Here is a 14,753-nt window from a genome sequence, read left to right on the forward strand (position 1 = left end):
CGGCATGAAACTAAAGTTACCTAAGGAGGAAAGAACGAATATTACTAACTAAATAAACAAAAGAAAGAAATGAAAAAGAATCTGATGAAATTAACGGCTATGGGAGCACTCTTGCTTTCTATGGCAGCATGTACCGGCAAAACATCTACTGGCGAAGCTACTTGTTGCGCAGCAGCGGGTAAAGGGCAATGCACCGAACAGTGCGGAAGTGATTGTGAGAATGAATGTGGAAACAATGCTAACTGTAAAAATAAGAAAGAAATGAAGTATTCAAAGAAGTACACAAACGCCGACTTTTACAAAGACGGCAAGTTCCAACAGGATGTTGCCACAGAGGCAATGAAAGACATGTTTGCTTTCTACGGTGTTCCTTACACCGAGTTGATGGCTAAAGACATGTGGGTAACAGATTTCGGTCTGGGTGATTTTGAAAACGTAGGTATGGGCGGTATCTTCTGGGTGAACGACGCAGACTATGGTTACTTTGCTCATGCAATCTATCTGCTTCCGGGACAGATGATCCCCGAGCACGCTCATGTGAAAACTAAATTCCCGGCTAAACACGAGTCTTGGATGGTAGAAAAAGGATGGGTGTATAACTTCTCTGAAATAGGAGACGAAACGCCTAACGCTCCGGCTATTCCTGCCACTCACGGCGCTATCAAGAGCAAGAACTTCGTGGTTCAGAATGTCGGTGATGTTCTTCGCCTGAAAAAACTGGAAACATTCCACTTTATGATGGCTGGTCCTGAAGGTGCTATTGTTGATGAATGGGCATGCTATCACGATAACGACGGCTTGCGCTTCACTCATCCGAAAGCTTCGTTATAATATAAGTAATACCACCTTATAATTTATTACATGAACAAATACTATTTATTAGTATCACTCTTTCTGTCCTCTTCTGCCCTGGTATCCGCAGGACCCAAGCAGAAGAAGGCGGAAACGTGGATTGATGCTTCAGTCAAAGCTAAGACGGAATTGCAGGCAAAGCTGAAGAAATCCGGAATGCCGATCATCTCTACCTGGATGAAACATAAGGCGAAAGCCGAACCTTTCGTGGTAGACTTGAAAGGACTGGATAAGCTGGTGCTTGTGACTGCCGGAGGTCCCGACGGTACGGATTACGACCAGGCTGTATGGGCAAACGCCCGTCTGATAAAAGCCGATGGTACAGCCGTATGGTTGGACGAGGTTCCTTATGAATATGGTGTTGCCGGTTGGGCGGCGCCTAAGATGAACACAAATGCTTACGATCATGAGATTTTCATTGCCGGAAAAGAATACAAACACGGTGTCTTCTGTCATGCAAACGGCACATTGGTCTATCCGATCAATGGTGAATATGTCCGTTTTGAAGCTGAAGTCGGTATCGATGATACATCGAGCGGCGGAAGCGTCTTTTTCCAGGCGTTGAACACTGTTCCGGCTTTCGTGGCAGAAGAGTTGAATGCCAAATATCCGAAGGAAATCGGTATGTTAGGCGCTGTATTGGACGGCTTGGATACCTGGCTGATTACTCCGGATGCTTCTGTCGAGAAACAGGCTGCGGAGAATGCAATCGCCCGGTTGAAAGACGGTGCTTATTTCACCAATGTAGCGAAGCAGATTGCCGGTGAGAAAGATCTCTATACACAGATACACCAGTATCTTGCATTGGTCGAAAAAGTACAGGAAGTCTATAACTTGCAGAACGACCTGGAATGGTTGAATGTGGAAGCTGTCAAGCTGGCCTTTGCTGATATGAAAAAGCAAAAGGGTTATGACGCTGCCAAATACGAACCGATGCTGAACGAATTGATACAGCTCGAAAAGAAAGGCTTCAAAGGTATTTACAACGATGACGCGCAGGTGATAGCCGATGCCAAAAAAGCATTGGAATGCAAACGTGCCATCTTGCTGGCCAACCCGTTGCTGGATGCCGATAAGATTGTGGCCGCCCGCTTTAAAGTAGGGGCCAAGGCGCATCAGATCATGACTCCTTCATTAGGAACGCAGGCTAACAACTGGAGTAACCAGGAATCGGCCGGTCGTGAAGGCTTCGATGCTGAAATTGTCGAACTCTCCAATCTGCGTGGCGACGTACAGATGCGTCAGGTTTACAAGCCGACGAACGGTTCTTCCATTGCTGACCTGAAGTTGCACTGGGACGGTGACCGTGTGATGTTCACACAGACACAGGACGACAAGCGTTGGAACATCTACGAAGTGAAGTTAGATGGAACCGGCTTCAAGCCGTTGGTGGAAAACGACGAACCGGACTTGGAGTTCTATGATGGAACTTACCTGCCCGACGGCCGTGTGATTGCTATCTCCAATATTGGTTACCAAGGTGTTCCTTGTGTGAACGGTTCTGATGCAGTAGGTAATATGGTGCTGTATAATCCGAAGGATAAGAGCATGCGCCGTCTGACGTTCGACCAGGATGCCAACTGGAATCCGGTTATCATGAATAACGGACGTGTGATGTACACCCGTTGGGAATATACCGATCTGACTCACTATTATTCCCGTATCGTCATGCACATGAACCCGGACGGAACGGAGAACAAGGCTCTCTATGGTAGCGGCGCGATGTTCCCGAACAGTACGTTCGACGTGCAGCCTTTGCCCGGTCATGGTTCTGCCTTTGTCGGCATCATCTCCGGCCACCACGGTGTAGCCCGTTCAGGCCGTATGATTATCTTCGATCCGACAAAAGGGCGTAAGAGCACACTCGGTATGGTACAGGAAATTCCTCACCGTAACCGTCCGGTCAAAGAAGAAATCAAAGACCAGCTGGTTAATGGCGTATGGCCGCAGTTCATCAAACCGACTCCGCTGAACGACAAATATTTCTTAGTTGCAGCCAAGTTGGACCCGCATGCACTGTGGGGACTTTATCTGGTGGACGTTTACGACAACGTGACTTGCTTGATGCAGGCCGAAGGTGAAGGATATATCAGCCCGATCCTGGTGCGCAACACCAAGACTCCTCCGTCTATTCCTGACCGTGTGAAGCTGAATGAAAAGGAAGCAACCTTCTTTATCCAGGATATCTACGAAGGCGAAGGCTTGAGAGGCATTCCTCGCGGTACGGTTAAATCTCTCCGTCTGCATGCTTACGAATATGCGTATGTGAAAACTCGCTCCGATCATAACTGGCATGGTATTCAGTCCGGTTGGGATATTAAGCGTATGTTAGGTACGGTTCCTGTCGAAGAAGACGGTTCCGTGATCTTCAAAGCTCCGGCCAATACTCCTATTTCTATCCAGCCGTTGGATAAGGATGGCGTTGCTATCCAGTGGATGCGTAGCTGGGTGACAGGCCAGCCGGGTGAAGTGGTTTCCTGTATCGGTTGCCACGAAGACCAGAATCAGATTCCTATTCCGAAGCGTGTGATCGCATCGCAGAAGGCTCCGTCGGCATTGACTTTGCCGGAAGGCGGTACGCGTTCCTTTACGTTCGACCTGGAAGTTCAGCCGATCCTTGACCGTGCATGTATCGCTTGTCACAATGGCAATGGCAAAGCATTCGATCTGCGTGGCGGCGTGAAAGACGAGTTGGGTTACGGTACGTCTTATCTGAACCTGCATCCTTATGTGCACCGCCAAGGTGGTGAAGGTGATATGGTTGTCTTGCAGCCGTACGAATATCATCCGAACACCAGTGAACTGGTCCGCCTGTTGAAGAAAGGTCATCACAACGTGAAACTGACGGATAAGGAATGGAAGACACTTTATAACTGGATTGACTATAATGCTCCGGACAAGGGTTATTTCAATGCAAACGTCCTGGATATGCTTCCTTACAAGGGATTCGACCAGATCAAACGCCGTAAGGATTTGACCGACAAGTATGCAAATGGTGCCGGTGTGGACTGGAAGAAAGAGATCGCCGACTATGCCGACTATCTGAAGAAGCAAGGCCCGATCACTCCGGAAATGCCGGAAAAAGCTGCTCCTGTCAAGGAAAAGCAGGTGAAGGTGAAAGGCTGGCCTTTCGGTGCAGACCGTATCAAGGAAATGCTGGCGAAGGAAACAGAAACCCGTAAAACGGTGGAAATCGCTCCGGGTGTTAAGATTAACTTCGTACGTGTTCCTGCCGGTGAATTTGTAATGGGTAGCTATCGTGGTGAACCGGATACTTATCCGACAGCTAAGGTGAAGATAGATAAAGGTTTCTGGATGGCGGAATTGGAAACAACCAACGAACAGTTCAACGTAGTCTTCCCGGATCACGACAGCCGTTTCGTAGACCAGCAGTGGAAGGACCATGTGAACCAGGGTTATCCTGCCAACAAACCGGAACAGCCTGTTATCCGTGTCAGCTACAACGATGCCATGGAGTATTGCAAGAAACTGAGCGAAAAGACCGGTCTCAACATTACGCTTCCGACAGAAGCGCAGTGGGAGTGGGCTTGCCGCGCCGGTAGCGACCAGGACTTCTGGTATGGCGATATGCACACCGACTTCGGCAAGAAAGACAACCTGGCCGACAAGACAACGCTGTTGCTTGCCGTTTCCGGCATTGACCCGCAGCCGATGTCAAAGACCAATCCGTGGTACAAATACTACACCTTCCTCCCGAAAGAAGAAAGTGTAGACGACGGTAATCTTGTCCAGGTAGGCGGTAAGGCATACGAAGCCAACCCGTTCGGTCTGTACAGTATGCATGGAAACGTAGCCGAATGGACCCGTTCGGATTATGTATCGTATCCGTATAATGAAAAGACGAAAGAGACATCCGAATACAAGGTGGCACGCGGCGTTCCTATATCGACCGTCCGAAATATGCCGCAGCTTATACCCGTAAGGCTTATTACCCGTATCAGCGTGTGTTTAATGTCGGCTTCCGTATGATCATTGAAGATTGATAATTAAGATGTATAAATGACATCTATCAACTAATAGAGCACACAGATGTGGCGGATTGCCACGGATTATTTCATTGCACGATTAATCTGCGTACATTTGCCGCATCTGTGAACTCTAATTATAATGTAAATGAAAACAAGTCTCGAAAGATTTTTCTCCTCTTTTGTAACGACGATTGTCCTGTTACTGATTTATGCCTTTGGTCTGGCTGTTGCCACTTTCATTGAAAAGTATCACGGTACAGCTGCAGCCAAAGCAATGGTTTATTATTCCCCTCTATTTTTCCTTCTTCAATTCCTTTTAGTTGTCAATTTCCTGGCGGCAGTCGTCAAACACCAATACCTGAAACGTGGCAAATGGGGACTGATACTGACTCATTTTGCTTTTATCATCATCCTATTAGGAGCTCTCACCTCTTTCCTTTTCGGTGAGGAAGGCATCCTGCATTTGCGTGAAGGAGAGACAAGCAACCGGATTGCTGTCCGTACTTCCGATAACACAACCTATCATACCCTGCCTTTTTCCGTTGAACTGAAGAAATTCACCTTAACCCGTTATCCCGGTTCCGCCAGTCCTTCGTCGTACGAGAGCGAAGTAATTGTCCATGTGGACGGACAGGATCGTGAAGAACGGATTTATATGAATAATATTTTGGATGTAAAAGGTTACCGCTTCTTCCAGGCTTCCTATGACCAGGACGAACACGGAACCATCCTTTCCGTCAACCGTGATGTGGCCGGACGGAATATAACTTATACCGGTTACTTGATATTGCTGGTTGGTTTGATTCTCAGCCTGGTCGGTAAAGATTCCCGTTTTATGCGTCAGAGCCGCCGGTTGAAAGAACTGCGCCGGGCGATGGATGTAGCGGTTGTGTTGCTTGCCTTACTGGCTTTCTCCATGCAGGCGGAAGCAAAAGGTGATGCTTCTCCCATGCTGGATGCCGTACAGAAATACCAGGTGAGCCCTGCCCATGCCGAGCTGTTCGGCGCGCTGCCGATCCAGTCGGCTAACGGGCGTATGATGCCGGTCAATACGTTCTCTTCCGAAGTGCTTCGTAAACTCCATAAATCGGATAAGATCGGCAAACTGAATTCCGACCAGTTCCTGTTGAGCCTTCTGGCTATGCCGGATATGTGGATGCGGGTTCCTTTTATCGCTTTGTCTAACCCCGAATTAGCAAACTACTATGATCTGACGGACGGCGAATGTGCTTATATCCAGGTTTTCGACAGTAACGGTAATTATAAGTTACAGGATAAGCTGGAAGAGGCTTATAATAAAATGCCTGCCCAGCGTACCCGTTTCGATAAGGATTTGATGAAACTGGACGAACAGATGAACATCGTCCATCAGTTGATGAACCACCAGATGTTGAACCTCTTCCCGAAGGAGAACGATCCGAATCATAAATGGTATGCGCCGGGGGATGACCTTTCGGTTTTTGCCGGTAAGGACTCCATGTTTGTATCCCGCATCCTCGAATGGTATTTAGGCGAAGTGCAGGAGGCGTTAAAGAGCGGCGACTGGGCAAAAGCCGACGAAGTGGTAGGGATGATCGGCACGTATCAGCAGGCAAAGAACAAAACACTCGATATCAGTCCCAAACGGATGGAGGCAGAGTTGAAATACAACAAGATGGATGTCTTCCGCTATTGCAAGATCGGCTATCTGATCCTGGGCGGGCTGTTGCTGGTCCTCTCTTTTGGTATGCTGTTCCGTCAGAGCCGCTGGATGAAGATGACTGCCTGGCTACTGGGTATCGGTGTGTTGGTTGTATTCCATTACCATATGTTTGGTATGGGTATGCGTTGGTATATCGGAGGCTATGCTCCCTGGAGCAATTCATACGAGACGATGGTCTATGTCGGATGGGCGACTGTCCTGGCCGGTCTGTTGTTCGTACGCCGCAGTACGATCACCTTTGCGTTGGCTACCCTGTTCGGTGGTATCATTCTTTTTGTGTCCAGCCTGAACTGGATGGATCCGGAGATCAATCCGCTTGTACCTGTTCTGAAATCTCCCTGGCTGATGTTCCATGTTGCGGTTATCGTGGCTGCCTACGGTTTCTTCGGTATCAGTTGTCTGATTGGGTTGACCAATATGGTGATGATGTCCATTATGGGAAAGAAGAATGCGGAAATGTTGAAGGTACGTATCATGGAGCTGAGTATCGTGAACGAAATGGCGCTTTGGGTAGGACTTGCCCTGATGACCGTCGGGACGTTCCTCGGAGCTGTCTGGGCTAACGAATCATGGGGCCGTTACTGGGGATGGGATCCGAAGGAGACTTGGGCGCTGATTACGATGGTTGTTTATGCCGTGGTTGCCCATCTTCACTTGGTAAAACGTTGGAATAACCCCTGGTTGTTCAACTTAACGTCCGTCGTTGCGTTTGCCTCTGTACTGATGACTTTCTTCGGTGTCAATTATTTCCTGAGCGGGATGCATTCATACGGGCAGAATGATAATGTGAATGGAATATTCGCCTATCTATATATGGCATTGGGAGTCGTCGTCGTTCTGGCTTTCCTGTCACATAGAGGATGGAAGAGGGGAGTATAAAGTTTTTATGCTTTGAAGTAGATAGAATTAACAACGAATAATATTACGAACACTTAAAATTAATTAGTCATGAGAACATTTAATCACGTCGGTATCGTAACGACAGAAAAAGTAGAAGGGGCTATGTATAATGAAGGCCTGAGTGTATGGTTGACGGATTACAGCAAGAGCCCGAACCGTATTGAGTTCCTGAAATTTGAAGCAGGAAGCTGTCTGCCCGAGCTGGTGCAGAAACAGGGACATATCGCTTACACCGTTCCTTCCTTGGAAGAAGAGCTGAAAGGTAAAAAGGTTATTTTTGGTCCGGCTGTGTGTGACGAACATCTTACGATCGCTTTCATCGAAGAAGAAGGCATTGCCATTGAAATCATGGAGATTAAATAATAATATAAATAACTTAAATAGGAGGAAAATACCATGTCAGACATTAAGACAAAATTCATAAATGATCCTGAACAGATAACACCCGAATTGTTGGAAGGTTATGTATTGGCATATCCCGACCAGGTTAAATTGGGAGGTGAAAACATCGTAGTACGCGCGAATCCGAAGAGCGAAGACAAGGTCGCTATCGTTACCTTGGGCGGTTCCGGCCATGAACCTGCATTGAGCGGATTCGTTGGCGAAGGTATGCTGGACTGCTCCGTAGTCGGAGATGTGTTTGCTGCTCCCGGTGCACAACGTCTTTTCCAGGCTTTGCAACTGATGAAGCGCGAAGCCGGCATCCTGTTAGTTGTCCTAAACCATTCGGGTGACGTGATGAGTGCAAACATGGCTTGCCAGTTGGCAGAACGTGTAGGCATCAAGGTGAAGCAAGTGCTGACTCATGATGATATCAGTGCCGGTATCGGTGCTAACATAGACGACCGCCGCGGTCTGGCCGGATGTGTGCCATTGTACAAGATACTGGGTGCTGCCGCCGAAGAAGGCAAATCACTGGATGAGCTGGCTGAAATAGCAGAACGTTATAATAAAAATGTAGCAACTCTGGCTGTCGCTATGCGCTCTTGTACACATCCGCAGAATGGTGGTACGATCACTGACCTGCCTGCCGGTATCATGGAGATCGGTATGGGGCAGCATGGTGAAGGCGGCGGCGGACAGAAGCCGTTGGTATCAGCTGACGATACGGCTGCTGAAATGGTGGACCTGCTCTGCCAGCAGCTTCAGCCGAAGGCCGGCGATAAGATGATGCTTATCATCAACGGTGTAGGAGCTACTACACACATGGAACTGAACATTATCTTCCGTAAAGCCTACAAGGAATTGGAAGCCCGTGGTTTGCAGGTTGTCGTGAGCCGCATCCAGGAAATCCTGACCGTACAGGAACAGGCCGGTTTCCAGATGATCATGGCTATCCTTGACGAAGACCATATCGACTATCTGAAGAATAAACGTGCTGATGCACCTTACTGGACAACAATCGGTAAATAAACGAGATATGAAACAATTGACTATCGAGAACTTCAAGGCGATGCTGGACACCGCCTTGAAGAACATCAAAGAACGCGAAGACGAATTCTCTAAACTGGACGCCGTTATCGGTGATGGCGACCACGGACAGGCGATTGTAACGGCTATGTCCGCCATCGTTGCTACGGCTCAGAAAGGAACAGAGTTTAAATCCATGCTGAACGATATGGGTTTCGATGTCATGCTGCAGGTGAGCGGTTCTACCAGCACCCTGCTGGGTGCCTTTTTCTTAGGTATGAGTGACCATGCTGCTGGAACGGAGCTGGATGCAGCCGGAGTGAAAGCGATGTTTGCCGGCGGCCTTGCCAACGTGCAGAAACAGACAAAAGCCCAGAAAGGCGACAAGACCATGATGGACGCACTGATCCCTGCTGTGGATGCTATTCAGGCATGCTCTTCCGACGACATCAAAGAAATACTGGAAGCCGGTGCAAAAGCCGCTCTTGCCGGTGCTGCTTCGACTGTCGATATGAAAGCTAACTTCGGTCGTGCCCGTAACTACGGTGAGCGTTCCATCGGTTATGCCGACAGTGGCGCTACTTCCTGGAGCTGTATGTTTGCTTCATTCGCCCAGGCATTATAACACACTCCTCGTAGGGACGGTTCGTGAACCGCCCTTCGTCTGATTTAATTAACTGTATAACAAATAAAGAAAGGAATAACACTATGCCAGATATGGATGGTTTCAGAGAAGCAAACAACTATGGTTTCGGACAGACTTCTCAATTTGATAATTTTCATGTAAAAGGTGCGTCTAACTTACCCTGGGGGATGAAAGACCGTCTTTCCCGTATCTTCAACCCGAAAACAGGTCGTGCCGTTATGTTGGCATTCGACCATGGATTTATTATGGGACCGACTTCCGGTTTGGAACGTATCGACCTGAACATCGTTCCTCTCGTACAGTATGCCGATTGTATCATGTGTACACGCGGTATCCTGCAAACTTCGATCCCTGCTAATATCAATAAACCTGTCTGCTTGCGCTCGGATGCCGGCTCGACAATTCTTACGGAACTGAACCGTAACGTTCTGATCGACATCGAAGATGCAATCCGCTGCAATGCATCCGCATTGGCAGTCATGTTCTCTGCCGGTGACGGCGACCAGGAAGCGATAACGGCTGCCAATCTGGTTGAAGCCGTGGACATGGGTAACCGCTACGGTATTCCTGTGATGGGCGTTACGGCTGTCGGCAAACAAATGGCACGCGACTCCCGTTATTTCGCACTGGCTTCCCGCGTATGTGCTGAAAACGGAGCTTCTATCGTGAAGACTTACTATTGCGACGGTTTTGAAAAGGTTGCTGCTTCCTGTCCGGTTCCCGTAGTGATTGCCGGCGGTAAGAAACTCCCTGAGAAAGAAGCGCTCGAACTCTGCTATAACGCCGTTAACGATGGTGCTGCTGGTGTCGATATGGGACGTAATGTCTTCCAGAGCGAAAGCCCTGCTGCCATGATCCAGGCTGTACATGCAGTTGTACACGAAGGTCTGACGCCGGAACAAGGCTTTGAAATGTTCAAGGATTTGTCAAAATAATAAGCCATGCGTAGATTATTTACATATCTCTGTTCTGCATTGTTGCTGGTGACTGCCACTTCCTGCGAGAAGAAAACAGAGAAATTACTGTTAGGCGGCTCCGGCTGGAACAAGATCGTGATCATCGATAAGAACACCAAGCAGGTGGAATGGGAGCATCCTCTTGAAAAAGGATGGGAATGTAATTCCGCTGTTGCCACTCCGGATGGTAACATCCTCTTTGCTTATGCCAGAGGAGCGAAGCTAATCGACCGCAATCACCAGGAAATCTGGAATATTGCAGCTCCGGATACTTGCGAGATGCAGACTGCCCGCGTATTGTCCGACGGCAACTATTTGTTAGGTTGGGTAGGCCATCCGGCTGTAATCATGGAAGTAAGCCCGAAAGGTGATATCCTGTCGCGTACCGAGTACGAAACAGGTATCGAACATCCGCACGCCCAGTTCCGTCAGCTAAACAAGAACGAACGTGGTAACTACCTGATGCCTCTCTTCGCTACTTCACAGGTTCGCGAGATATCTCCGGCTGGTGAAGTGGTGAAGATTACAACGCTTGAAGGTACTCCTTTTACTACGTTAGCTTTGGCTAACGGTAACTATTGGGTTGCCTGTGGCGATGGTCATTCCCTGATGGAAGTGAATCTCGATAACGGCCAGGTAGCTCGTCGTTTCGGCGAGAATGATATCAAAGGCGCCCGTCTCTTCTTTGTTGCCGGTCTGCTTCCCGCAAAGGATGGCGGTCTGTATGTCTGCAACTGGCAGGGCCACGACAAGAATGCCGTAGAGGCCAACAGCCCGCAGGTATTTGAGATCAACGAGAAAGGCGAAATACTTTGGAGCTTGAATGACAATGAAAAGTTCGGTATGATTTCTACAATCAGTGCGATCGAATAATCGCGATACTGTTTTATCTTTCTACCCTATAGCCTTTTGCGAGACAGGTTATAGGGTATTTTTTTTAGCCAAAAGGTTGTATATAGGTTTTATTTATCGGCCCATAGATAAAACTTATCCCTGTTCTGCGTAGCGCTTGATTTTTCTATGTTACCTTTGTACTTAACAAATCTAAATAAACCAATATTTATGCTTAACACTATTCTTAGTAAGAGGACGGCATTACCTGTAGGGCTGCTTGCACTGGCTCTGGTATTGCCTTCGTGTGGTTCTTCCGAATACAAGAAGTATGCGGATAACCAGGCAAAACAGGTTGCTTCCATTCTTCGGGAGAACGGATGCATGGAATGTCACTCGGCTACGGCACCGCTTCCTTTCTATGGCAAACTTCCCCTGATCGGCCCGACGGTAAAGGCTGATATGCGGGAGGGTACACGCTATCTGGATCTGACGGCTATGCTGGATGCGCTCGACAATGGCAAACTCGTTTCCGAATCCGACCTGGCAAAGGTGGAGGATGCCGCTCTTTCCGGCTCCATGCCTCCCGCCAAGTATTCCCATATGCCGATGCATTGGGGTACCACGCTTGACAGCAGTGAAAAGGCTGTACTGCTCTCATGGGCTAAAGACGTACGCAAAAAGAATTACTCGACACCGACTGTCGCTGAAGAATTTGCCAACGAACCAGTACAGCCACTGCCTGTATCGATTCCGACCGATCCGGCAAAGGTGGCATTGGGCTTCGATCTCTATCACGACACACGCCTTTCGGGTGATAATACGATTTCCTGTGCAACTTGTCACGGATTGGCTACCGCAGGTGTGGACCGTAAACAATATTCCGAAGGTATTGACGGGCAGTTTGGTGGCGTGAATGCTCCGACGGTCTATAACTCAGCTCTGAATATCCTCCAGTTCTGGGACGGACGTGCTGCCGACCTGAAAGAACAGGCTGCCGGTCCTCCTCTGAATCCGGTGGAAATGGGTAGCCTTTCGTTCGACGATATCTCGGCTAAGCTGGCTGAAGATAAAGAGTTGAGCAAACGTTTTCTGGAAGTCTATCCGGAAGGTTTCAACCAGTCGACTATAACCGATGCAATTGCCGAATTTGAAAAGACACTGCTCACTCCGAGCCGTTTCGACAAGTATCTGATGGGCGATAAAACAGCTTTGACTGCCGAAGAAATTGCCGGTTACGAATTGTTCAAGGAAAACAAATGTGCAACTTGCCATACCGGTGCGAACCTTGGCGGACAGTCGTTTGAATACATGGGTATCAAGGACAACTACTTCGATTATCGCGGTACGGGGCTGACCGATGGAGACAACGGACGCTATGCCGTTACCAAGAATGAACAGGATCGCCACCGTTTCAAGACACCGACATTGCGTAACGTGATGCTTACGCCTCCGTATATGCACGACGGTTCGATTGCCACAGTGGAAGACGCTATCCGCATCATGCACCAGTTCCAGATCGGTAAGAATATTTCTTCTGACGATACCAAGAGTATTGTGGCATTCCTGAATACGCTAACCGGAGAGTATAACGGCGAGCTGTTACAATAAAATCCGGTTTTTTGCGTTATTGCTAAGTAATACAAACAATAACGTGCATGCCCTTCCGTCTGGTACATATCATTCTTCTGCTGGTCGCTCTCACGAGTGTCGGTGAAGCGTGGGGCCAGGAGGAAGGGCTTGCTTCTTATTACCACAAGCGTTTTCATGGACGTAAGGCGGCCGATGGGAGTATCCATGATAACGACGAGCTGGTGGCTGCCCACCGGACCTATCCTTTCGGTACTTACCTCCGTGTCACGAACCTTTCCAATATGAAGCGGGTGATTGTCTGTGTCACTGATCGCGGTCCCTTCCGCAAAGGACGTATTATCGATGTTTCCGACGGTGCCGCCGAACTGTTAGGATTTAAGAAAAAAGGACTTGCCCGTGTCCGTATCGAAGTCGTTCCCGGAAAGATCGATCTTAGTTTCCTCGACTTCCTTTATCCTGAAATACCTTTCTTAAAGGTTGATCATCTTCGTCCGAAGCCTCCTTACAGGATGGAGATTAATAAATAAATCTAATGATTTTCTAATCTCACCTAAGAGTTTTCTAATCAGATATACAGACTGGTAAAATCGCAGGTCCGTACATTTGCCCAAAAAAGAAAAAGCAAATGTATAAACCTGTTTTATTTGTGTTATTATTTTTCCGTATATGGACGGTTACGGCGCAGGATAATACCGTTAAACTGTCTTTGGAAGATGCGGTCGGGCGTTTTACCACGTGTAATCTTTCGTTGATAGCCGAGCGCTACAACATTGACATGGCCGAAGCCGAAATCATTCAGGCGAAACTGTTCGATAACCCCGTAATCTCACTCGAACAGAATATCTATAACCGTAATAACGGCAAATATTTTGACGTAGGGCGTGAAGGGGAAGCCGTTGTGGAGATCGAGCAGCTGATCTACATTGCCGGTCAGCGTAACAAGCGTGTCCGTCTGGAAAAGATCAATAAGGAAATGGCTGTCTACCAGTTTGAGGAAGTTCTCCGTACACTGCGGGGAGAGCTGAAATCTAAGTTTATCGATCTTTATTATACGCAAAAGTCTGTATCGGTCTACGACCGTGAGATTGGTTATCTGTCGACATTGCTCAATGTCTATAAGGAGCAGAGTGCAAAGGGGAATGTCTCCCTGCTGGAGAAGTCTCGTGTACAGGCTCTTTTGCTTTCGCTGCAGCAGGAGAGGAATGATCTTTCCAACGAATTGGTCACTTTGCAAGGCGATCTCCGGCTACTGTTAGGATTGAAAAGCAGTGAGCTTCTGGAACCGCTTTTCGATGAATCGGTATTGGAACGTATTGACCTGGATAAGCTCCCGTTTGCCGAGTTGAGCGCCCGCCTTTCCATCCGTCCGGACCAGAAGTTAGCTGAGGCGGGCATACGGGCGTCGGAAGCGGACGTGCGGCTGCAAAAATCACTTGCATTCCCGGAAGTGAGCCTGAAAGGTGCGTATGACAGGGCAGGAAACTTCTGTAATAATTATTTCGCAATCGGGCTAAGCGTATCGGTCCCGATTTTCAATCGCAATCAGGGGAATATTAAATCGGCGCGCCTCTCGGTATTGCAGAACAATAGCTGGGCGGAGTTAGTCCGCCGGCAAGTGGATAACGAACTGTTTGCCTGCTATGCCAAACTGGAAAAGGCTTTACAGTTATACCGTTCGTCCGACTATGAGCTGGAACGGGATTTCAATCGTATCATTGAAGGGGTGAATACGGGTTTCCAGAAGCGTAATATCAGCCTGTTGGAATTTATCGACTACTATCAGGCTTATAAGGAAACCTGTCTGCAGTTGTATAACATAAAGAAGAATGTGTTGCAAGCTGTGGAAGACTTGAATACGGTTGTAGGAGATTAAT

At 48.2% G+C, this 14,753-nt stretch carries 10 protein-coding genes and 1 pseudogene; all 11 read left to right on the forward strand.

Going from position 1 to position 14,753, the window contains the following annotated elements:
- Positions 1-69 precede the first annotated feature (69 nt).
- The 11 genes and pseudogenes from DW083_RS05525 (at position 70) to DW083_RS05575 (ending at position 14,752) form a co-directional block, all read left to right on the forward strand.
- Positions 70-831 carry a hypothetical protein gene (locus tag DW083_RS05525; RefSeq protein WP_115498831.1) on the forward strand — a complete coding sequence of 254 codons (762 nt, stop codon included), beginning with the start codon at positions 70-72 and terminating at the stop codon, positions 829-831.
- Positions 832-861: 30 nt separating this feature from the next.
- Positions 862-4,856, forward strand: a pseudogene (locus DW083_RS05530) (SUMF1/EgtB/PvdO family nonheme iron enzyme).
- Between the two features lie 130 nt (positions 4,857-4,986).
- On the forward strand, positions 4,987-7,422 hold the full coding sequence (gene ccsA / locus DW083_RS05535) for a cytochrome c biogenesis protein CcsA (protein WP_122331704.1): 2,436 nt from the start codon (positions 4,987-4,989) through the stop codon (positions 7,420-7,422).
- A gap of 69 nt (positions 7,423-7,491) precedes the next feature.
- Positions 7,492-7,806, forward strand: coding sequence for a hypothetical protein (locus DW083_RS05540; protein WP_122331705.1), 315 nt, complete (start codon positions 7,492-7,494; stop codon positions 7,804-7,806).
- 33 nt (positions 7,807-7,839) lie between these two features.
- Positions 7,840-8,856 (forward strand): dihydroxyacetone kinase subunit DhaK, encoded by a 1,017-nt coding sequence (locus tag DW083_RS05545; RefSeq protein ID WP_115498827.1) that lies wholly within the window; start codon positions 7,840-7,842, stop codon positions 8,854-8,856.
- 7 nt (positions 8,857-8,863) lie between these two features.
- Positions 8,864-9,478, forward strand: coding sequence for a DAK2 domain-containing protein (locus tag DW083_RS05550; RefSeq protein ID WP_122331706.1), 615 nt, complete (start codon positions 8,864-8,866; stop codon positions 9,476-9,478).
- Positions 9,479-9,561: 83 nt separating this feature from the next.
- Positions 9,562-10,434 carry a 3-hydroxy-5-phosphonooxypentane-2,4-dione thiolase gene (lsrF, locus tag DW083_RS05555; RefSeq protein ID WP_115498825.1) on the forward strand — a complete coding sequence of 291 codons (873 nt, stop codon included), beginning with the start codon at positions 9,562-9,564 and terminating at the stop codon, positions 10,432-10,434.
- Positions 10,435-10,440: 6 nt separating this feature from the next.
- Positions 10,441-11,328 carry a hypothetical protein gene (locus DW083_RS05560; RefSeq protein ID WP_115498824.1) on the forward strand — a complete coding sequence of 296 codons (888 nt, stop codon included), beginning with the start codon at positions 10,441-10,443 and terminating at the stop codon, positions 11,326-11,328.
- Between the two features lie 189 nt (positions 11,329-11,517).
- Entirely contained in the window at positions 11,518-12,897 is a 1,380-nt protein-coding gene (locus DW083_RS05565; protein WP_115498823.1) for a cytochrome c peroxidase, read from the forward strand.
- Positions 12,898-12,944: 47 nt separating this feature from the next.
- Positions 12,945-13,406: a septal ring lytic transglycosylase RlpA family protein gene (locus tag DW083_RS05570; protein ID WP_115498822.1), complete on the forward strand. Its 462-nt coding sequence runs from the start codon at positions 12,945-12,947 to the stop codon at positions 13,404-13,406.
- A 98-nt stretch (positions 13,407-13,504) separates the two neighbouring features.
- Complete coding sequence (locus DW083_RS05575) at positions 13,505-14,752, forward strand: TolC family protein (RefSeq protein WP_122331707.1); 1,248 nt, start codon at positions 13,505-13,507, stop codon at positions 14,750-14,752.
- Position 14,753 lies beyond the last annotated feature (1 nt).

This window comes from Parabacteroides sp. AF48-14 (assembly GCF_003477465.1).
GTDB classification, from domain to species: Bacteria; Bacteroidota; Bacteroidia; order Bacteroidales; family Tannerellaceae; genus Parabacteroides; species Parabacteroides acidifaciens.

What these genes read in the sequence shown, in the direction of transcription:
- ccsA (WP_122331704.1), top strand. Translation starts at nt 4,987, where the DNA reads ATGAAAACAAGTCTCGAAAGATTTTTCTCCTCTTTTGTAACGACGATT.
- DW083_RS05565 (WP_115498823.1), top strand. Translation starts at nt 11,518, where the DNA reads ATGCTTAACACTATTCTTAGTAAGAGGACGGCATTACCTGTAGGGCTG.
- DW083_RS05545 (WP_115498827.1), top strand. Translation starts at nt 7,840, where the DNA reads ATGTCAGACATTAAGACAAAATTCATAAATGATCCTGAACAGATAACA.
- DW083_RS05550 (WP_122331706.1), top strand. Translation starts at nt 8,864, where the DNA reads ATGAAACAATTGACTATCGAGAACTTCAAGGCGATGCTGGACACCGCC.
- DW083_RS05560 (WP_115498824.1), top strand. Translation starts at nt 10,441, where the DNA reads ATGCGTAGATTATTTACATATCTCTGTTCTGCATTGTTGCTGGTGACT.
- lsrF (WP_115498825.1), top strand. Translation starts at nt 9,562, where the DNA reads ATGCCAGATATGGATGGTTTCAGAGAAGCAAACAACTATGGTTTCGGA.
- DW083_RS05570 (WP_115498822.1), top strand. Translation starts at nt 12,945, where the DNA reads ATGCCCTTCCGTCTGGTACATATCATTCTTCTGCTGGTCGCTCTCACG.
- DW083_RS05525 (WP_115498831.1), top strand. Translation starts at nt 70, where the DNA reads ATGAAAAAGAATCTGATGAAATTAACGGCTATGGGAGCACTCTTGCTT.
- DW083_RS05575 (WP_122331707.1), top strand. Translation starts at nt 13,505, where the DNA reads ATGTATAAACCTGTTTTATTTGTGTTATTATTTTTCCGTATATGGACG.
- DW083_RS05540 (WP_122331705.1), top strand. Translation starts at nt 7,492, where the DNA reads ATGAGAACATTTAATCACGTCGGTATCGTAACGACAGAAAAAGTAGAA.